Genomic DNA, 19550 nt, shown 5'->3' with positions numbered 1-19550 from the left:
CATGTGGCTTGGTTTCTATGGACGTATTACGTGATGATACTTTTATTTTGCAATTTATGTACAATTATTACCTATACTATTTTTTAATGTAATTTAAATTATTAGAATTTTTAAGTATATGTTGTAATTTTAATTTTAGCTATTACTCTGCTAGTCTACTCTTATAAGATCCCTTCTTTCTCTAAGCTTCATAGGATAAATTCTTATCATTACTTCTACCTTATTTCACTGTAATTACATTCCATATACTAACTTTTTTTATGTATTTTCCAAACATAATTTTATGCATCAATATATATATTTTAACATTTTATGCTTAATATCTCCAGTTGCACTTGACTTTTATACCATTTTTATACAGTGTTTTTTAATATTATGCATAAAATATACACAATTTTTATATATAATATATTTTAAAAGCTTTACATGTAACATTCCTATTAAATATCAATTAATTTCTTCTTAATTTCTCAATTCATATATTTTTCTCACATGTAAAAATCCACAACTTTTGTTGTGAATTTTATGGTAAGGTGAAGTGCTATCTTTACGATTCTTTACTTTTCACAAGCCTTCAATTATGACTCCGTTATTCACCATATCTTCTACTATATTTCACTTGTACTTTTATATTTGGATGCTTTTTACAAAACTGACTAATTACAAAATAGCAACTTGGACACGGCTCCCATTTACTATATAAAATAAGTTTTCCTTCATTTTTCAATACTTTTGCTTCTATTTGTTTATGTATTTCCTCAAGTATCTTTTTTTCACTATCGTTAACTCTATCATATCCTATCCCTAATTTACCTAATTTATTAACCTTACTACTTCTAAAAGTTGCTGCACTTTGTGGTGGTGCGATGCAATAATTTGTTATATCATTACTGCCGCTTATAGCTTTAAATTCCTTATTATCAAATACTGCTAATGCTATATTTATAGAATCCTGCAATGTTTTACTTTGATCTATTTTAAACGTTGTTTTTTCTCTTTCATAGGCCTTCATATATTTAGCTATATTCTTTGTTAAACGCTGCATTCTTGGTATATTATTGGTTAAATGCTCATGATACTCTACTGTACCCTTCTTAGGTATAATATAATGATAATTAATCTGCTTAGGTATTTCTATTGATATTCTTTTAATTTTGGTTTTATCATCATATTCCTCTTTTACGTTTTCTTTTTTACTAGAAATCATTTTTTTTAACAATTCAATATCCTTTGCATAAATATATTCCTTCCCTATTTCTTTCTCTAAACTTTCCAATTTTGATTTTTCTTTTTCTGTTATTATTCCCAATGTAGAGCGTCTTATCTCTTCTATGTCCTTTATGATCTGTTCAACATTCTCCTGATATCTCGGCTCTCTTTCATATTCAATTCTATCTATATGTAGTTTTTTTACTTCACTTATTTTTTTACATAACTTGTTATGTTCATTTTCAAATAATATCATTTTTTCTATATAATCAATAAAATCTCTAATATTATTTGCTCTATATATAACATCAGCATCTTTAATGCACGTATGTAATCTCTCCGCAACACTACTATCTATTTTAAAAGTTTGTGTAATTTTTTCTTTAAATTTTTCTTCCGCAAATTCATTTATGTTATACCCTTCTCTTTTTAATGCACATTTAAGCTCATTTAGATTATTAATCTTTAATCTTTCTTTTTTTCGATTCTTTACAGTTATGTTTTTCTGTGTCATATTTACCTCTTATCTTTGGAATATATCACCGTTTTCTCTACAATCTATTTTTACTCCCCTCCTATTATATCTGACAACTCAAATTAATTAAATATTTTTATATAAGTAAACACTCTATTGCACTCTATCATAAATCTTATGATGAAACTTAAGTGTACTAGAGCACTATCTATAAAATTACATACCATTTTCTTATTTAAGTAAAAAGCCTCATAGCATTATAATAAAAATATTACATGTTATGAGACCTTGTTTTTTTACGAGACTCAACTATATTTATAATATAATCTCATACTATATTTAACTAATATATCTTAACATATCTCTAATTTTATATTGAGCCATTTTTAATTTGTAGGATAATCATTGATAGATTGTTTCATAGTACCTGATTTTACAGTACCACCTGTATTATCTATTACATGTGTTATTTCACCATTACCATTTAAGAATACAGAGCATGCATGGTGTACTTTTACTCCAGAAGCATTTGGAACTTCTATTCCGTTATTCTCAGCCACAACAGCATCTCTAAAGTAAGAGTAAATACCTGATCCATAAAGCTCATGAGAAGTAACTGAATCAGCTACCTTATATGAAGCATAACCATTTTGAGTACCATTGTTACTCATCCAAGCAGCTTGATTTGGAACATCATATGGCAATTCACTTTGATAGAAGTATACTTTTCCGCCATTACCATTCCATAAAGTTTGGTACTCTTCAAAGTGTTCAACGAACAATCCATACATTGTTACATTATTACCATTTACAATGACACCATTTTTTGCATTATTAACTGTCCATCCAACACCATCACCATGGTCTGCACGCCATACCCAGAAATCATCACCAATAACATTATTACTATTTATCTTTAAGCTTGTATCAGCATTTCCTACTCCTGCTCCTCCAATTCTAAAGAATAAATCACTAAGGCTTGTAGGGTTAGCTGAATGATCAACTGAGCTGTCATCTTGTCCAACTTGTAATAATACTGGTGAATCTTTTGCTCCAGCATCGAAAAGAAGTCCAGAAACTTTTACGCCATCAACATCTGCAATATTCATTGCTGCAGTACCATTGTCTGGGATCAAAGTTGCAAGTCCAAGGCCTAAGATAACTGTATTAGCTCTTGTTACATTAATTGCCTGACTTAGATGATATATTCCAGGAGTAAAAATAATGTTCTTTCCTTGGCTAAGCGCTTGATTTATACTTTGAGCTGTAGCAGTATCTGGTTTTGCTATATAGAATTGATCAATAGGTAAAGATGTACCTTGCCCTATTCCATTTGACCAAGTTATTCCTTGAGCATTCTTTCTAAGCTCTGGTACAAAAACTTGATAGTTTCCGCTATCATCAATATAAAGGAATGGCTTTTCTCTAATAGCAGGTGCTTTATTAACAACTGTATTTGGTGTTGATGGGTAAGCATTGTCATTTGTAGGTGCACCATTATTACCTACGAAAACCATATTCCAGTTGGCACCATTCCAAGATCCCATTTGACTGTTTCTAGTAAAGAATTGTTGTTGTGATCCAGAAGTAATTGAGCCATCAATTTTTGAATCGGCTATGAATCCTCCGCTAGACCAAGCATAATCATAATTAGTTCCTAATGGATCCCATAATGACATACTACCCTTAACATGAACACGCCTCATTGGTGCAGCTTGTGATACAGCCCAAGTTAAAGTTCCTGCTGGTGCTAAATTGTTTGATGAATAGGTTGGAGTGACAGCAAAATTTTCAGCAGTTCTCCAGAAATTACAAGTTGCATTACCTCCCATCCAATCAGCTTCACTACGAACTGCGCCAGTAATGTTAACATCATCTGGTGTTTTTCCAAGGCCCATTACTGAAGTATAGAATCCTACATTAACATTAACGTTATATGAACCTGGTTTGAATAAAAGTGCGTATCTTTCATCACCAAATTGATTAGTTTCCATTTGGTTAAATACATTATCTACAGTATTTTGTATACTTGCACTTGACATGGATGGATCAAATATTTTAACATTTGGTCCTAAGTCAACCTTACCATCTACTGGTCCGGAAGCATCCGGTGTCCCATATACTTCAAATTCCCATAAGGAATAACCATATATAGTTGTTCTTGATGTTCCATACATTCTTACATATCTCCCTGTTACAGCAGAATTAAAAGTTATATTTTCTACTCCACCTGTTCCTCCTGTTTTTGTATATGCATCTACCCAATTTGTATTATCTGTTGATACTTGGATTTTATAATCTTTTGCAGCTGCAGTTTCCCAATTTAATTTTACTCCTGATATACTATAGTTTGCTCCTAAATCTACAGCTATCCACTGAGGATCACTTCCTTGAGCAGATTCCCACCTAGTTCCTGTATTTCCATCAAAAGCTAAAGACGCAGTATTTGCACCTGTAATCGATGATGATGTTGCTGATTTATTCAATGCTATATTAGTTGATACTTCAGCATTTTCTGTAATATTTTTCACAGAGGCTGCTGCTCCTGTAGTATTTTCTGCAGAGACATCTGATGCAACCTTACTGTCTGAGCCTAAATTTCCAGCAGTTTCAGCATTTGTAACAAACGTTGGTACCATAAGCATAGTAGCACATAGGGATAAAGAAAGTGTTAATGATAAAATTTTTTTGTTTCTTCTAATCATTATTAAACTACCTCCTAAAATATAATTTAAGTTCCCTCTTAAAAATATATTTAACCTAAAGATGACTGACTACATTTTAGCCAAACCTCCTTTCCAAGAAATTTTTATATGTTCTGTGCAACAAATAAATTGGTTTACTTAACTATTTTAAAGTTAAGTTTTATATTATCCTTCGATAACGCAAATACCGAAAACTTTTAGTAATTTACATTAATTAAGGTCAATATCATATTTTCATGTACTAAACCTGAGGCATCAAATTAATAATAATGATAAGTTTCTATGCTTTATCTTTTAATTTAAAGGTTTACAAAATAGCTTTTGCTTGCAATATACCTAATATTTAAAAAGCTTGTCCTTAATGCAAACTCAATTTTATTAACTATTCCTTTAACATATAATAAGTTTTATATTATAAATTTTTGCTCTTAATATTCAACGGTAAGTTAACTTAACTGCACATTTTTATAATTTGATAATAACAAAATAAAAATTTCAAGTACATATCTATTACTTAAAACATGCATAATTAAGCTTAAAATTCAACAATTTAATATTCATGATTTAATAGGCAGTTTTCAAGCTCTATAAAAGCCTTGAGCAAAACTAAAAACCATGCATAAACTAGAATACAAATTCCTATGCATGGTTTTATTCTTAAAATTTTTAGCATGATAAAAGGTCAATTAGTTACCTAAGTTAATTTCATTAGGGATTACAACCCAGCCTATAGAATTAAACGCTACATCCATATCGTGATTATTATTTTCCGTAAAAATAAAACCTGTTTTGATGCCCACTTCCTTAAGCTTTGATAAAGAACGATCTAACAATCTTTTTTTAATCTCATTAACTCTATATTGCTCATATATAGCAATATGATATATAAATCCTCTTATACCATCATTTCCACATAATAAAGCTCCAATTATTTTTCCATCATCTGTGCATGCTACAGAACTAGCATCTGGATTTTTTTTTAAGTATATTTCTAACTCCTCTTTTGTAACAGAACTTTCAAGAAACGATTCTCCAAAGATTTCATTCCATAATTTAAGTACTTGATCTATATCCAACTCTCTCATAGCTTGTACTACTATTGCATTTTTCATTCATTTCACCTGCTCTAATTAAATTATTATGTCTATATATTTATATTAACACTGTATTATTTTATTAGATATATAATTTAATATATATTTTCAATCAATTGAGAAGTTTCATAACTTCTGTCTTATTGCTTAACCCATTCTCTATAATTTCTTCAATTATCATCTGTGTCTTCATTAAGACAATCCTTATAAATGACTTTCTTGTCATATTATAAAATATCCATTATACTAATTAATAAGATACCTTATGGGAGGGCTAAGTGATGAATACATGCATGAAAGTTGGTATATTCAACGGAACAGTTGCTACAACAAATGGTATTTATAAAATAAGTGATATAAGTGTAGCTGATGCAAAAGCTCTTATATGCACATATGGATTTATATCTGCAATAGGACATAAATCAACTGCCGAAGCAATATCTGATGCCTTTAATATGACTATACCTATGAATCGAATAAACTTTAAACAGCAAGTGGGACAAAAAGCAGTAGTTTTTAAGTTAAATGAAAGGCCGCCAGAAGGAAGTATCCTCTGCAGAGAAGAGATAGAAACTATTGGCTATTCATTTAAATTAATGGAACGATTAGAATAGCAGGTTTTTAACAATGCTTTTCATTCTAGATTCCTATATTTCCAACGTGATAAAGTTTAACGCATAATCCACAATTATTGCCAATTGTAAATTCTCTATCGTGAGGTTTTGAATTTTTAACTAAATGAGATACTTACATGATCATTGATATATGATATGTCATATATGATCCCTTTCCCTGAAATTTGACTTATATAAGTACATTCTTCCCGAATGTACTTATATAAAATCTATTCTATAATCATTTTTAGTGGCTTATTAAATATTTCTCAGCTCCATATATACTTACCGCTCCATCAGCAGCTGCTGTAAGCACCTGCCTTACTTCCTTTGTTCGGATGTCTCCTATTGCAAAAATTCCATCTATATCTGTTCTGCAGCTTTCATCTGCAATAATATAACCATTTTTATCTAAAGATACTAAATCTTTAACCAATTCAGTTTGAGGTTCACTTCCTATTGCCACAAAAACACCATTGACTTCTAAATTCTTTACGACATCATCTTTAGTGTTTTTAATTTCTAAACCACTCAACTTTTCTTCGCCTTTAAGCTTAGTAACTATGCTATTCCAAATTATTTCTACATTATTTGTTTCAAGTAATTTTTTTTGAGATGCTTTATTAGCTCTTAACAAATCTTTTCTAACAATTACATATACCTTTTCAGCAATTCTTGAAAGATGAAGAGCATCTTCCACTGCTGTATCTCCTCCACCTATAACAGCAACTACTTTTTTTCTATAAAATCCGCCATCACAAGTAGCGCAGTAAGATATTCCTCTCCCTAGAAATTCATCCTCTTTATCAATGTTTAATTTCTTTGGCTTTGCACCCATTGATAAAATTACTGCCTTACTTTCATAAGTTTGAGAACCAGTTATAACTTTTTTTATATCACCATCTATTTTCAAGTCAATTACTTCATCATATTTCATGATTCCGCCGAATTTTTTTGCATGCTCATACATGATATTAGCAAGCTCTGAACCTGTTATATCTGGAAATCCCGGATAGTTTTCTACTTCATTTGTATTAACTATCTGTCCTCCTTCATATTGTTTTTCAATCATTAATGCATCTAGTCCTGCTCTTCCTGCATACAATGCCGCTGTAAGTGCTGCCGGACCTCCTCCAATAATAATAATATCTTTCATATTACATCACCTCTTCTATTAACAATTTGTATATTTTTTTATAATATACAAGTTATAATATTCCAATTAATAATTCTTAATTCATTTATTTTAAAATAAATTTTACTCAATTATATTTTGCTATCTTTTATTTTATAATATTATATTACTCTCAGCTATGAAATTAATCAACTATTTTTTTATAAATAACCTTATTGTTTTAATGATCTTATTCTAAAAATATAAGCATAACAACACTTAATAGTATTCTTATGCCTCCAACACCTCTTGAATTTCTGCCTCCGTTAAAACTCTATACTCACCTTTCTTTAAAGAGTCATCTAAGGTTAACCCTCCTATAGAAATTCTCTTTAAATATATTACATAACAACCTACTGCCTTTAACATACGTTTCACTTGGTGCTTACGGCCCTCTGAAATAGTAAGATAACCAGAAACAACTGGCTGATTATAATGATTGAAGACTACATTCTTCATACTGTTAATATCTATTTCATGCTTTAAGTCTTTGTACGTTCCAAATTTATCTATTTCTATTCTTGCAGGTTTTGTTAATATCTCTTCATCTTGTCCAATGTATATTCCCTGTTCTAATTTTTTTCTATCCGCCTCATCTAAGGAACCTAACGCCCAAAAGAAATAAGTTTTTTGAATATGCTTTTCTGGATACATAACTTTATGTTCAAATTCGCCATCATTTGTAAGCAATAATAATCCTTCTGTATCCTTATCTAATCGCCCAACATGAAATACTCCACTCATGTTATCCTCATGAAAAAAATCAAATACTGTTTTATGAATTTCATCAGTTTTTGCAGTAATGCAGCCAGCAGGTTTATGAAACATATAATATACCTTTCCAGTATATAAAACTGTTTTATTAAGATATTCAATAACATCATAACTTTCATCAATTTCTATTGCAGGCTCAGTAATAATCTCTCCATTTACCTTTACACTACCTTCTTTAATATAAATTCTAACTTTTTTTCTGCTTCCAACAGCTGCTGCCGCTATAAATTTATCCAATCTCATATCTAACCTATACCTTTTCCTTTGTAAAATATTTAAATCTTCATTTTATGGCACGCCACTTATCAGTATAACATAAAAATAATGTACGTAAAAAATCCACATATTTTAATCTATATATATTTCTTAACTATAGTGTAAAAATAAAATCCGATATTAATGATATAAAAAACAAAGCTGCCACAGAATGATTAAAAAATCACTCTGAGACAGCTTTATTTTCAAATCCGTTACAAATATCTATAGTATTTCCCTTAAATTAACTATTTTTTGTGCAATAACCGGATTTCACAGTAATTCTTTACAGCTGCTGCATTAAGTTTGCGCTATAGGGATTTACAACAATTCTATAAAATTCATGATCACCTAAAAAATCACAAAAATAATTACAGCAAAGAATTTCATATAATAAAAACCCCTTTTCCCAATAAATATACCATAAATAATTTATTTATTATATAACTTACTTACAGCTATATAATAGCATATTCCTAAGAAATAAGATTGTAAAATATTGCTCACTTTTTGGTAAGATTTTTTTTATAACTTTGAATAGATACACCCATTAGCTTTTTAAACTGCTTACATAAATGGCTTTGGTCAACTAAACTTAGATTGTGAGCTAAATTCACCTTTGATTCAGAATCATGTATATAGTTTTTTAAAATTCTCATTTTTGCTTGTATATGATATTGGTTAGGCGTTACTCCCATTTCTTTTTTAAAGAGACGAATTAAATGATACTTTGATAAATGGAACCTTCTTGCAAGTTCATCTAAATCAAATCTTTTATCTGCATTTTTCTTTATGTATTCAGCAATCAATAATATAGTTTCATTCTTGGGAACATTTACATATGAAGAATCTGTTTCTATAGCACTGCTGATTAAATCAAGAATTGACTCTAAAAACTGCTTTTCATTATGGCTGCTTTTAAAGGCTTCACATAAATTCCACATATCTTTAGGTTTTTTCATTTCAATAAAATATTTATTAAATCTAATGCTTTCAACCTGCTTTCCTAATTCATTTTTAAAACATATTGTTATATACTCATATTTAGACTCAGTTGTTATTGCTATTCCAGTATTTGATGGTACAATAAAAATCATAGATTCCTTCATCAAACATTTTCCGTTATTTATAGTGACTAAAGCGCTACCATTAGTAATTGCCCCTACACAAAAACTTTCATGACTATGAAGTGGAAAGCAATGGTTACTTTCTCCATGCAGAATTTCAATTGAGCCCTTTTCATAAAATTTAATATTGTTTTTCATGCTTTACATCTCTCCGAATTAAATAATCACACGCAATATTTTATAACATTATACAATAAAAATAAATAGCTAATATATATGTTACAAAGAATAAAATCCCTATAATGTGAACATTTTGTACTGTACACTTTATAGGGATTTCTTTATGTAACCTTACTTACGTTTTTAACATTTAGTATATTTTATTTACTTGGTTGATTAAATTTTTTTCATAGTAATCATAGCTTAAATTTCTGTACCATTTCATTAAGTTTTTGAGCAAGCTCTGCCTGATTTTGTGCAGTTAATGCTACTTGCTCTATAGCTTTTGTAGTTTCATTCATGCTATCTTTTATCATCTCAGCTTCTTCACTTGATTTTTGTGATGTTACAGCCATATTTTGAATAGCTTCACTAACTTGTCCGACTGTAGCTGTAATTTCTTCAGACATGGCAGCAATTTCTTCAGACATGTTACTTACAAAATCCGAATCATTGTAGTACTTATTTCCAACCTCACTATAATCATTAAATTGTTCATGGACATTTTTACTTAAAAACTCTAACATATCACTACCTGTGCTAATACTGCTATTAAATGCCTGCTGAACTTTAGCAATAGTACTTTGAATATTTACTACTGCATCAGATGATTGCTCTGCAAGTGTTCTAACTTCTTCTGCTACTACTGCAAAGCCCTTTCCCTGCTCTCCTGCTCTTGCCGCTTCAATTGCAGCATTTAATGCAAGTAAATTTGTTTGTTCTGCTATGCTTCCAATTGTTTCTGCCATAACCTTTATACTATCTACTACTTTCCCTTCTTCAATAGCTTTCTGCATTTTTTCCTGCTTTTCAAGATATATTTCTCGAGTTTGATCAATAGCCTTTTTGCTATTATTTTTAACTTCTATAGATCTTTCCTTAGACTGACCTGCATTATTACTTCCTTCCATTGCCTTAGAAGAAAGTATATTAATACTTGAATCCACTTCTTCAATAGATGCATTTATTTCCTGCGTAACAGCACTAGACTCTTGCATAGAAGAGGCAATAGTATCCACTGCTTCATCTATTGTAACAGCTTTTGATGATATTTCTTCAACAGTTGCTGAAAGTTCCTCTGATGCTGCACTTAAATCTTGTGAATTTTCCATAATAGCCTTTACTAAGCTTTTTACATTTTCTTGTGCTGCATTTAAAGCTTCACCTGTTTGTCCAAACTCATCTTTTCTTGTAAGTTCAATTGCAATTGAAAAATCATATGTTGATAATCTTTGCGCTAATTCTTTTATCTTTCTCAATGGATATAATATATTTTTACTTAATATGTATGCCATAGCAAGAATAATTAAAAATACTACAGCCGTAAATATTATTATTGTATATCTAACACTAGCAAACTGAGTTTTGTTATTTAAATTAGCTTGCTCCGCAGCTTTTGTATTTGCATCAATACATTTTTGTATGTTATCAAGCAAAGAATTTTTAATTGTTGTTAAATCACCATTGCCGATTTTAATCGCTTCATCATAGTTACCAGCCTTCGCAAATTCAATTGATTTATCTCTTACTTCTATGTATTTTGCCAAGTCACTTTTTAAATCATTATAAGTTTGTTTTTCTTCTTGACCTGTAATCAATCCTCCATATTCATTCATGCTTTGATCATTTTTTTTGTCTAGATCATCAATAACCTTTAAATAGTCATTAAATTTTGTACTATCCTTTTCAAAAACAAGCCTATTATATGTAGCTCTCATATCATTTATATTCCCTTTAATTTCTCCTAAATCTCTAATAGATAGTAAATTACATCTATATAAGATATCTGCATTATTATTTATTTCAGCGGAACTCAATATACCTTCAGTTCCTATTGCAACTATACAAATGCAAATTACAAAAAATACTGCTACAAGTTTTTTCTTAACACTTAAATCAATAAATAATTTCATTTTAACTCTACCCCTTTTATAATATATTTTATATTTTGTTCATTATTTTTAGTATAAATAGGTCAATTTAATAGCTGTAATTAAATGATAATTATATTTTTCAAATACAAATTGCTCAAAATCGACATTTTTCACTATTATAATAACTTTACACTGTTTCCTAAGCTCTTTCAATAATGTTACTAAACAATTTTCTAAATTATTAATAACATTATAGCTTTGCATATTACAAAATTTAATCATATTTTTTACAAAATTCAATGTTATCTGCTTTAAATGTATATTTTTTTACACAAAAAGGACACCTCAAAATATCTAAGCTATTACAGAGAATTTTTATATTAATAATTCTTTTTATGCTTAAAATATATATTTTAATGCATTAGATGGTACTTTTATGAATCAAATATACGGATATCTAATAACAAATGGCTAGAATAAAAATTATATTTAATCAGTCTAGATGATATTTTTGTCTCTATATAACTTTATTTTATTTTTTCTTAGGACTGTTATCAAATACGTAACTCCTATTCTTTAATTTTCTCATTCTTCTTCCTCCTTCCTTACCATATAAATATTTCTATATTCTTCTTAAAAATCCTTTATATTTGTATTTATTACATTATCAAACATAATTCGAAGCTTATTTTATCCATTATTAATTCTTTTCTTCTTAAAATATTAATTCGAAAAATTTCCTGGAATTTAATTTATAGAAAGTGTGTTAAATCAATAATCAATAAAATATTATTATTAAATGAATATAAAAGAGGTAGCTTTAGAGTGATTGAGTGACATTGTGAAAGATAACAAGCATTAGTTAATTATAGCTAAGAACTGTTATAAATCTAGTGAATAAATTTGACTTATTTGGACATTTACAATTGTCTTCTAAAGGAATATATTACTATCTATACCATTTAAACAGAGATATCTCTAAAAAATACAAAAAAATTTAGGAGGAAATTTTATGAATTCAGAAACAATATCAATTTTAATTTTTGCAGGTATTGGAATCGTAGGGCTAATTATAATACTTTATGGCATAGGATTCACAAGTATCGGAACAGATGAAGTAGGCATAGTAGAAAAGTGGTGGAGCTTAAAAGGCTCTGTACCAGCTGATGGTTTAATTGCATTAAAAGGTGAAGCTGGTTATCAGCCACAAGTACTTAGAGCTGGTGTTCATTTTAAAACACCATTTAAGTATAAAGTAAAAAAAGTAAGACTTGTAACTATCCCACAAGGACAAATAGGTTATGTGTTTGCAAGATCTGGTGAAAGCCTTTCAGATGGACAAACTTTAGGAAAAGTTATCCGAGAGTGCAAATCCTTTCAGGATGTAGTTGCCTTTTTAAATAATGGTGGACAAAAAGGTCCACAAAGGCAGGTTCTTCGTGAAGGTACTTATGCCTTTAATTTAGCTCAGTTTATAATAATCACAAAGGATAAAGTTCACTCAATATTTACATCAAAGGATGAATCAGCACAAATAGAAACCATGAGAAGTGATTTACTAAGAGTTAACGGCTTTCTTCCTGTAGTTATATCAAGTTCAAAAAATCTTGAGCAAGATGAATTCGGAAATACTATTAAAACTAAAGATACAATTGGAATTGTCACTGTTAATGAAGGGCCTACTCCAGATAATGGAGCTATAATTGCTCCATTAGTTGGCGAAGGCATTACAAATGAATATTACCACAACAACTTTCAAGAACCCGAAAAATTCTTAGCTGCTGGTGGTAGAAAAGGTAAACAGATGCAGGTATTAACTGATGGTGTTTACTTTATTAATAGATTATTTGCAAATGTGGACATAGTTCCAAAAAGTATCATAAATATTGGCTACGTTGGTGTTGTAGTAAGTTATTTTGGTGACAAAGGTGAAGATGTATCTGGCTCAGACTATTCTCATGGAGAACTTGTTGAACAAGGCAAAAAAGGTATTTGGAAAGAATGCATGATGCCAGGTAAGTATCCCTTCAATACTTATGCAGGTAAAATCATTCCAGTGCCTACTACTAATGTTATACTAAAATGGATTAGTGGTCAGGTTGGAGATCACAAACTAGATGATAACTTAAAAGAAATTAGTTTAATTACTAAAGATGCTTTTGAGCCTAATCTTCCACTTACTGTAGTATTTAATATTGATTATAGAAAAGCTTCTTCTGTAATCCAAAGATTTGGTGATATTAAATTACTTATTGAGCAATCCCTTGATCCTATGGTTGCTGGTTATTTTAAAAACATTGGACAAACCAAGACTTTAATTGAATTAGTACAAGATAGAAGTTCTATTCAAGAACAAGCATCACAAGAAATGAAAGAAAAATTTAAGCTATATGATTTAGAATTACAAGAAGTATTAATAGGTACACCTGCTGCTTCTTCAACAGATAAGAGAATTGATCTTATCCTTGCGCAGCTTAGAGACAGACAAGTTGCCTTAGAAGAAATTAAAACAAATGAAGCAAAACAAAAATCAGCAGAAAAACAAAGAGAACTTAATGAAGCAATTGCTAAAAGTGCAGCTCAGGCAGCTCTTACTCAATCAAGTATCGATATAGAAGTTGCCGATAATAAAGGTAAATCTGAATTAAAGCTTGCTGAACAATTAGCATTAAAAACTCAAAAGCTTGCTGAAGCTGATAAATATAAGAGAACTCAAGAAGCTGATGCCTTAAAATATACAAAAGAAGCTGAAGCTGCTGCCAATGCAAAAGCTACTGAGCTTAATGCTGCTGCTAATGCAAAGCAAGTAGAATTACAAGCTAGCGCTGAGGCATTTAAGCTTGAAAAAGTAGGTGCAGCTCAAGCTTTAAATATTAAAGCTGTTGCAGAAGCTACTGCAGAGCAAGAAACAAAAGTTGGTCTTGCAAAAGGTACTGCTGCCAAAGCTTTAGTTGAAGCTTATGGCGGACCAGAATTACAAGTTCAACAAAGCGTATTAACTGCTTTTGCAGAGGCCCTAAAGATAAATAAATCTCCACTTGTACCTCAAACAGTATTTATGGGTGGTGCTGATGGAAAAACCCCTAATGCTATGGAAGGAATTTTGAGCATGATTTTAGCCAATATGGCAAGTTCTAATGGATCAATAGTAAACATGAGTAAAACTGCCACTTCTCCTCTAACTAATGAAACAAATAATATCTCAACTAATGAGTCAGGGACAGCTAAACAAGAAGATAGTATTTCTGCTAAGAAACCAGAAATTTAAATCAATTAGTATGCTTAGTTTATATATATTCAGCTTTAAAATTAAACTAATGTCGTCAACTTAAGGTAATATATAAAAAATTAACAAAAAACACTTCACAATAATTGAAAAAAATCAAACCTCGCTATAGATATTAAATTTATAGTGGGGTTTGATTTTATGACAAAGATTAAATTATTATCCTAACTTTTAAAGAACACAAATAAATTAATTAAATAAATTTTTAATCTATTGTTTCGTCATCATCCATTTTAACTTCAAAATTTTTATGTACTCTTACTATATCTCCCATATCATTTATTTCAGCATAAGCTAATACATTTATACATCCCATTGATACTATTCCCTGTGTCTTATCTTTCTCATTTATTAAAGTATAATACCTATATCCATCTCCATCAATCTTATCTTTATAAAAATTACTTAAAGATTCATCTGTTACTTTATCTGGATTATATGTTACTGTCGCTCTCTTATTGCTTTCTATATCGGGGCCGTTAGCATCAATAATTTCTTCTTTTATATCATTTACATTTATTCCTGCATATTTTGTTCTATCATTATATACTTTCTTAAGCTTCCCTGGAATATCATTGTATCCAATTAACGAAAATAATATTATTACAATCATTAATCTTATAATTATTTTTTTCATATAATTTCCTCCTTGTCCACTAATAAGTTTATATAAATTGTACAACTTGTCAATAAAAATTTAATAAAGACAAAGTAAATTGTAACATATACTTTTCATTAACCCCAACCTTGATAGTTAATTCAAATTTAAATAAATCCCTATTTATTATTTACTTCATTTAATATTACTCTTTCTAGTTTTTTTATTTTTACGTGAATATAAATTTATATAGAATGATAAAAGCTGAGATGCCCTAAATATAAGAAAATCTCAGCTTAAGAAAAAATATTTTATGTCATTTATTATTTTTTTATAATGCTTTATATCTGTTCAAATGGATATATAACTCCCCATTCATGTCTTAATGAATCCATAATTTTCATGATTCTAATAGTCTCTTTATGTGGCATTTGCGGACATTCTATTTCTTTATTTTCAATTGCTTGTATAGCTGCCTCAACTTCATATTCATAACCAGTTATTTGTTTTGGTGCATCATAAACTGCAATTTCCTCTCTATCTGATGAAAATGCTCTAATCTTTTCGTAATTATTAATATTTTCAACAACAATATATCCATTATCGCCATTAATCACACCTTGGCGATCAGTTATTGCAAATATAGAACTATTTAATATTGCCATTTTCCCATCTTCAAAACATATTGTGATACTATTTTGAGCATCAACACCACTTTCTGTTTTTATAGCAGTTGATGAAATACTCTTTATCTTATCACCAAAAACCATAGATGCAAAATTAATAGTATAAACTCCCAAATCTAATAAAGCTCCACCTGCAAGTTCTGGATCCATAATTCTCGCTTTATGTGTAATTGCATAACCTAAATTCACATTTAGTGAAGTAACTTTTCCAATAACACCACTTTCGATTACTTCATTTAAAGTTTTTGCCATTGGCATATAGCGTGTCCATATTGCTTCTGTAATTAACAGACCTTTACTTTCTGCTAATTTAATTAATTTCTCCGCCTGTTTAGCGTCAGCAGTAAAAGCCTTTTCGCAAAGTACATGTTTTCCATGATTTAAGCACATTGCAGCATGTTCATAATGGTGAGAATGTGGTGTTGCAATATAAACTAAATCTAGGCTCTCATCTTTTAACATTTCCTCATATGAACCATATGCTTTTTCAAATCCATATTCATTTGCAAACTTTTCTGCTCTTTCCAAATCTCTAGCTGCAACTGCATATGCATCTACATTCTCCATTTTGGTTATTGTTTCTGCCATTAACCTTGCAATACTACCTGCACCTAAAATTCCCATCTTTACTTTACTCATAAAATCAACTCCTAAAATTTTATATTATACTGTAAAAAATCAAATGTATTCATTTACATTGTAAATCTTAGAGTTAACTTTAAGTCAAGAAGTTTCGTATGTCTCTGGCTATTTCAGATACTAAAACAAGTAAATTCTTTTTTTCCGAACCTTTTTACCGCTTACTTCTTTTAATCTATATCATTATGATTATATTAAGTTTTCAAAAACATTTTTCAAATTTAAAATATTAATTTTAGTATTTAGTTTTCGTCATTAATTTCTAACTGTTCCTTTACCCAGTCATTAATACCCTTTAATGAAGGAAGTAACTTTTTGCCATTTTCGGTTAAGGAATATTCCACACGAGGAGGCATTTCTAAGTATTGTACACGATTTATTATTTTATGCTGTTCTAAATCTTGCAAGCAGTTACTTAGTGACATATTAGTAATTCCATCAAGTTCCCTTTTTAACTCATTGAAACGTACTACTTCCTTTTTCATTAATATACATAGTATAGGCAGTTTCCATTTGCCACCAAGTATCTTAAGTAAATATTGTACAGGGGTATTTATAGAGTTATCAATTTTTCTGTCGTTCATAATAAATAATCTCCTTTAGTAAACTTTAATATACCTAGTCAAAAAAAATTGCGTACTAGTATATTTTTGATTTAATAATATAATTATATCATAAAATGAATATTAATTTACTTGCGAAGGAGAAGAAGTTTTATGAAAATTATTGCTATTAACGGTAGTCCGCGTAAGAATAGGAATACAGCGGCTTTATTAAAGAAGGCTCTTGAGGGAGCGACTTCAAAGGGAGCAGAAACTGAGCTCATAAATTTATATGATTTAAAATATCGTGGATGTATAAGCTGTTTTGCATGTAAAAGAAAAAATGGTGAACATGGTAAATGTGCAATTAAAGATGATTTAACCCCTATTCTAGAAAAATTAGAAACAGCAGATTCTATTATTTTAGGTTCACCTATTTATTATATGGATATTACTGCTGGAATGATTTCACTTTTAGAACGTTTCTTATTTTCTCATAGCATATATAGCCTAGAAATACCAACAGTTTATCCTAAGAAAATACCAGTTGGATTTATTTATACTATGAATGCAACAGAAAAGCAAATTGATGAATTTGGACTTAAGCAAAGTTTAACTTTGCGTGAAAATATGATTGCAAGAACTACAGGAAAACCACTAGAATCATTATATAGCTATAATACTTATCAATTTTCTGATTATGAAAAATACGAGTCTTCTATGTTCTCTGAAAAAGAAAAAGCAAAACAAAAAGCTGAACAATTTCCTGTTGATTGTCAAAAAGCTTTTGATATGGGGGTAACTCTTATTACAAATGCTTAATATAAAGTCATGATTGCCGTGAAAACGTGTGGTCATGACTTTATAAATACGTTACATTAATTCCAATTATAAAAATATAGTAGCTTTTACACTGCGCTATAATACTACCTACTTAGTATTTAATATAATTTTACTTGCAGATATACCACGGCTGATTAAATATTGTTCTGTTTTTTCACTCTCAACATAAAACACAGCATTATCGCTGCCATAAAATACTTGATACCCCATGCTTTCTACACTATCCTGAATTGTTACCCTTGCTAAATCACTATATTCAAATGCCATATATAACATTCACAATGCAATATATATTTGACATTAAGTACAATATATAGTATAACTAAATTATACAAGGAGGAATGTAAATGAAAAATCTTAAAATGAAATCTGCAAGAGCCTCTATGGATTTATCTCAAGAGCAATTAGCAGATAAAGTAGGCGTAACAAGACAAACAATAGGCATGATAGAAGCCGGGAAATTTAATCCCTCATTGCAATTATGCATTCTTATTTGTAAATCACTTGGAAAAACATTAAATGATATTTTTTGGGAGGATGATGATAATGAATAAAAAAATTGATGAGCGTCAAGAACAAGAATTTTACAAATGCGAACATCTAGGATTTAGAGTTATGTTTGGTATATCAGTAATAGTAATTATAGTACAATTGGTATTTATGAAAGCCACTTTAAAGCAAGTGTCTGGTGAAACAATCATACTTGCGTGTGGAGGCCTTTTTACAATTTGGAGCTGTTTAAAAAATGGATTATGGAGTTTTAATAATAATGAACCTTCTATAAAAAGTAATTTAATTTATAGTATTACATCTTCATCAATAGCTACATTATTATTTGCAATTTTACTTTCCATTAGGGCAATGAGCAAAGTAATAACACCTATTAAAATTGGTGGATTTTTTCTAGGGATTTTTATTTTAGTATTTATAATTTTAACATTGTTAGGTCAAATATCAAAAAATATGAAAGAGAAAAGAGAAAATAAATACAAAGATATTTAAGTAATACTGTAAATTTTGAATAAATCATCTTAGTAGATTATTATCTAAAGCTCTTATGTTTATCAAAGAATGAGGTTAAAGTATATGGATATTGAACAACTTATTAAGGAATTAGGGAAATCTATTGGAAAGATTATCGCTAATAAAAAAGAAGAAAGTAGTATAAAAATTAATATGGATCAAATGGATTCAGTAGATCTATTTAAAATAATCTTTACTAAAACTGTTCATGAAAGAAATTACAATAAAGCAGAGGATTTAATTTTTGATGAACTAGAAAAAAATAATTCATTGGAAGTTCATGAAATAGCAATTGAATTTTATAATTCACTCCTACAAAAAAGTGATGAACACTTAAAGGAAAATAACTTTTCAAGAGAGGAAATCTATCAAGGGTTAAAAGACCTTGAAAAACTTAAAGATAAATTATGATATATAGAAACTTATGTGGTAGCTTACCGAAATCACATACATTTTTATTCCACAGGACTTAT

Annotated in this window: 17 protein-coding genes; 6 read left to right on the top strand and 11 right to left on the bottom strand. The window is 29.4% G+C overall.

The window, feature by feature from the left end; genetic code table 11:
* Window positions 1-589 precede the first annotated feature (589 nt).
* The 3 genes from CLOBL_RS00495 to CLOBL_RS00485 all read right to left on the bottom strand — a co-directional run bounded on the left by CLOBL_RS00495 (window position 590) and on the right by CLOBL_RS00485 (window position 5501).
* Complete coding sequence (locus CLOBL_RS00495; protein WP_077857195.1) at window positions 590-1723, bottom strand: deaminase domain-containing protein; 1134 nt, start codon at window positions 1721-1723, stop codon at window positions 590-592.
* Between the two features lie 347 nt (window positions 1724-2070).
* The gene (locus CLOBL_RS00490) at window positions 2071-4389 is read right to left on the bottom strand and encodes a discoidin domain-containing protein (protein ID WP_077857194.1); all 2319 of its coding nucleotides are present in this window, start codon (window positions 4387-4389) and stop codon (window positions 2071-2073) included.
* 686 nt (window positions 4390-5075) lie between these two features.
* Window positions 5076-5501 carry a GNAT family N-acetyltransferase gene (locus tag CLOBL_RS00485; RefSeq protein ID WP_077857193.1) on the bottom strand — a complete coding sequence of 142 codons (426 nt, stop codon included), beginning with the start codon at window positions 5499-5501 and terminating at the stop codon, window positions 5076-5078.
* Window positions 5502-5764: 263 nt separating this feature from the next.
* Between CLOBL_RS00485 and CLOBL_RS00480 the strand changes: the two genes are divergently transcribed.
* Window positions 5765-6097, top strand: coding sequence for a YddF family protein (locus CLOBL_RS00480; RefSeq protein ID WP_242953760.1), 333 nt, complete (start codon window positions 5765-5767; stop codon window positions 6095-6097).
* Between the two features lie 247 nt (window positions 6098-6344).
* Here the strand turns inward: CLOBL_RS00480 and trxB are convergent, their stop codons facing one another.
* The 4 genes from trxB to CLOBL_RS00460 form a co-directional block, all read right to left on the bottom strand.
* Complete coding sequence (gene trxB, locus CLOBL_RS00475; RefSeq protein WP_077857192.1) at window positions 6345-7253, bottom strand: thioredoxin-disulfide reductase; 909 nt, start codon at window positions 7251-7253, stop codon at window positions 6345-6347.
* A gap of 249 nt (window positions 7254-7502) precedes the next feature.
* Complete coding sequence (locus CLOBL_RS00470) at window positions 7503-8288, bottom strand: pseudouridine synthase (protein WP_077857191.1); 786 nt, start codon at window positions 8286-8288, stop codon at window positions 7503-7505.
* A 515-nt stretch (window positions 8289-8803) separates the two neighbouring features.
* On the bottom strand, window positions 8804-9565 hold the full coding sequence (locus CLOBL_RS00465; RefSeq protein ID WP_077857190.1) for an AraC family transcriptional regulator: 762 nt from the start codon (window positions 9563-9565) through the stop codon (window positions 8804-8806).
* A 218-nt stretch (window positions 9566-9783) separates the two neighbouring features.
* Window positions 9784-11499 (bottom strand): methyl-accepting chemotaxis protein, encoded by a 1716-nt coding sequence (locus CLOBL_RS00460; RefSeq protein ID WP_077857189.1) that lies wholly within the window; start codon window positions 11497-11499, stop codon window positions 9784-9786.
* 973 nt (window positions 11500-12472) lie between these two features.
* Here CLOBL_RS00460 and CLOBL_RS00455 point away from each other — a divergent pair.
* Window positions 12473-14728 carry an SPFH domain-containing protein gene (locus CLOBL_RS00455; RefSeq protein ID WP_077857188.1) on the top strand — a complete coding sequence of 752 codons (2256 nt, stop codon included), beginning with the start codon at window positions 12473-12475 and terminating at the stop codon, window positions 14726-14728.
* Between the two features lie 223 nt (window positions 14729-14951).
* Here CLOBL_RS00455 and CLOBL_RS00450 read toward each other — a convergent pair whose 3' ends face one another.
* The 3 genes from CLOBL_RS00450 to CLOBL_RS00440 form a co-directional block, all read right to left on the bottom strand.
* Complete coding sequence (locus tag CLOBL_RS00450; protein WP_077857187.1) at window positions 14952-15383, bottom strand: hypothetical protein; 432 nt, start codon at window positions 15381-15383, stop codon at window positions 14952-14954.
* A 302-nt stretch (window positions 15384-15685) separates the two neighbouring features.
* Window positions 15686-16669 carry a Gfo/Idh/MocA family oxidoreductase gene (locus tag CLOBL_RS00445; protein ID WP_077857186.1) on the bottom strand — a complete coding sequence of 328 codons (984 nt, stop codon included), beginning with the start codon at window positions 16667-16669 and terminating at the stop codon, window positions 15686-15688.
* Window positions 16670-16911: 242 nt separating this feature from the next.
* Window positions 16912-17253 (bottom strand): helix-turn-helix domain-containing protein, encoded by a 342-nt coding sequence (locus CLOBL_RS00440; RefSeq protein ID WP_077857185.1) that lies wholly within the window; start codon window positions 17251-17253, stop codon window positions 16912-16914.
* Window positions 17254-17385: 132 nt separating this feature from the next.
* Between CLOBL_RS00440 and CLOBL_RS00435 the strand changes: the two genes are divergently transcribed.
* Window positions 17386-18033, top strand: a complete 648-nt coding sequence (locus CLOBL_RS00435) for a flavodoxin family protein (protein WP_077857184.1) — start codon at window positions 17386-17388, stop codon at window positions 18031-18033.
* Window positions 18034-18141: 108 nt separating this feature from the next.
* Here the strand turns inward: CLOBL_RS00435 and CLOBL_RS00430 are convergent, their stop codons facing one another.
* Window positions 18142-18321 carry a hypothetical protein gene (locus tag CLOBL_RS00430; protein ID WP_077857183.1) on the bottom strand — a complete coding sequence of 60 codons (180 nt, stop codon included), beginning with the start codon at window positions 18319-18321 and terminating at the stop codon, window positions 18142-18144.
* 80 nt (window positions 18322-18401) lie between these two features.
* Here CLOBL_RS00430 and CLOBL_RS00425 point away from each other — a divergent pair, with 80 nt between their 5' ends.
* The 3 genes from CLOBL_RS00425 to CLOBL_RS00415 all read left to right on the top strand — a co-directional run bounded on the left by CLOBL_RS00425 (window position 18402) and on the right by CLOBL_RS00415 (window position 19488).
* A complete protein-coding gene (locus CLOBL_RS00425) occupies window positions 18402-18608 on the top strand; it encodes a helix-turn-helix transcriptional regulator (RefSeq protein ID WP_077857182.1) in 207 nt (68 codons plus the stop codon).
* Complete coding sequence (locus CLOBL_RS00420) at window positions 18601-19056, top strand: DUF6773 family protein (protein WP_077857181.1); 456 nt, start codon at window positions 18601-18603, stop codon at window positions 19054-19056. The genes CLOBL_RS00425 and CLOBL_RS00420 overlap by 8 nt, the downstream gene beginning before the upstream one ends.
* 84 nt (window positions 19057-19140) lie before the next feature.
* Complete coding sequence (locus CLOBL_RS00415) at window positions 19141-19488, top strand: DUF6483 family protein (protein ID WP_077857180.1); 348 nt, start codon at window positions 19141-19143, stop codon at window positions 19486-19488.
* Window positions 19489-19550 lie beyond the last annotated feature (62 nt).

It is taken from the genome of Clostridium sp. BL-8, assembly GCF_002006495.1.
Lineage (GTDB): Bacteria > Bacillota > Clostridia > Clostridiales > Clostridiaceae > Clostridium.
Note: the sequence above shows the minus strand (reverse complement) of the source record. Positions and strands in the feature narration are given on the sequence as shown.

Coding starts and splice junctions, on each gene's coding strand:
- CLOBL_RS00435 (WP_077857184.1), top strand. CDS start 17,386: ATGAAAATTATTGCTATTAACGGTAGTCCGCGTAAGAATAGGAATACA.
- CLOBL_RS00465 (WP_077857190.1), bottom strand. CDS start 9,565: ATGAAAAACAATATTAAATTTTATGAAAAGGGCTCAATTGAAATTCTG.
- CLOBL_RS00430 (WP_077857183.1), bottom strand. CDS start 18,321: ATGGCATTTGAATATAGTGATTTAGCAAGGGTAACAATTCAGGATAGT.
- CLOBL_RS00470 (WP_077857191.1), bottom strand. CDS start 8,288: ATGAGATTGGATAAATTTATAGCGGCAGCAGCTGTTGGAAGCAGAAAA.
- CLOBL_RS00455 (WP_077857188.1), top strand. CDS start 12,473: ATGAATTCAGAAACAATATCAATTTTAATTTTTGCAGGTATTGGAATC.
- CLOBL_RS00420 (WP_077857181.1), top strand. CDS start 18,601: ATGAATAAAAAAATTGATGAGCGTCAAGAACAAGAATTTTACAAATGC.
- CLOBL_RS00440 (WP_077857185.1), bottom strand. CDS start 17,253: ATGAACGACAGAAAAATTGATAACTCTATAAATACCCCTGTACAATAT.
- CLOBL_RS00460 (WP_077857189.1), bottom strand. CDS start 11,499: ATGAAATTATTTATTGATTTAAGTGTTAAGAAAAAACTTGTAGCAGTA.
- CLOBL_RS00445 (WP_077857186.1), bottom strand. CDS start 16,669: ATGAGTAAAGTAAAGATGGGAATTTTAGGTGCAGGTAGTATTGCAAGG.
- trxB (WP_077857192.1), bottom strand. CDS start 7,253: ATGAAAGATATTATTATTATTGGAGGAGGTCCGGCAGCACTTACAGCG.
- CLOBL_RS00450 (WP_077857187.1), bottom strand. CDS start 15,383: ATGAAAAAAATAATTATAAGATTAATGATTGTAATAATATTATTTTCG.
- CLOBL_RS00480 (WP_242953760.1), top strand. CDS start 5,765: ATGAATACATGCATGAAAGTTGGTATATTCAACGGAACAGTTGCTACA.
- CLOBL_RS00485 (WP_077857193.1), bottom strand. CDS start 5,501: ATGAAAAATGCAATAGTAGTACAAGCTATGAGAGAGTTGGATATAGAT.
- CLOBL_RS00495 (WP_077857195.1), bottom strand. CDS start 1,723: ATGACACAGAAAAACATAACTGTAAAGAATCGAAAAAAAGAAAGATTA.
- CLOBL_RS00415 (WP_077857180.1), top strand. CDS start 19,141: ATGGATATTGAACAACTTATTAAGGAATTAGGGAAATCTATTGGAAAG.
- CLOBL_RS00425 (WP_077857182.1), top strand. CDS start 18,402: ATGAAAAATCTTAAAATGAAATCTGCAAGAGCCTCTATGGATTTATCT.
- CLOBL_RS00490 (WP_077857194.1), bottom strand. CDS start 4,389: ATGATTAGAAGAAACAAAAAAATTTTATCATTAACACTTTCTTTATCC.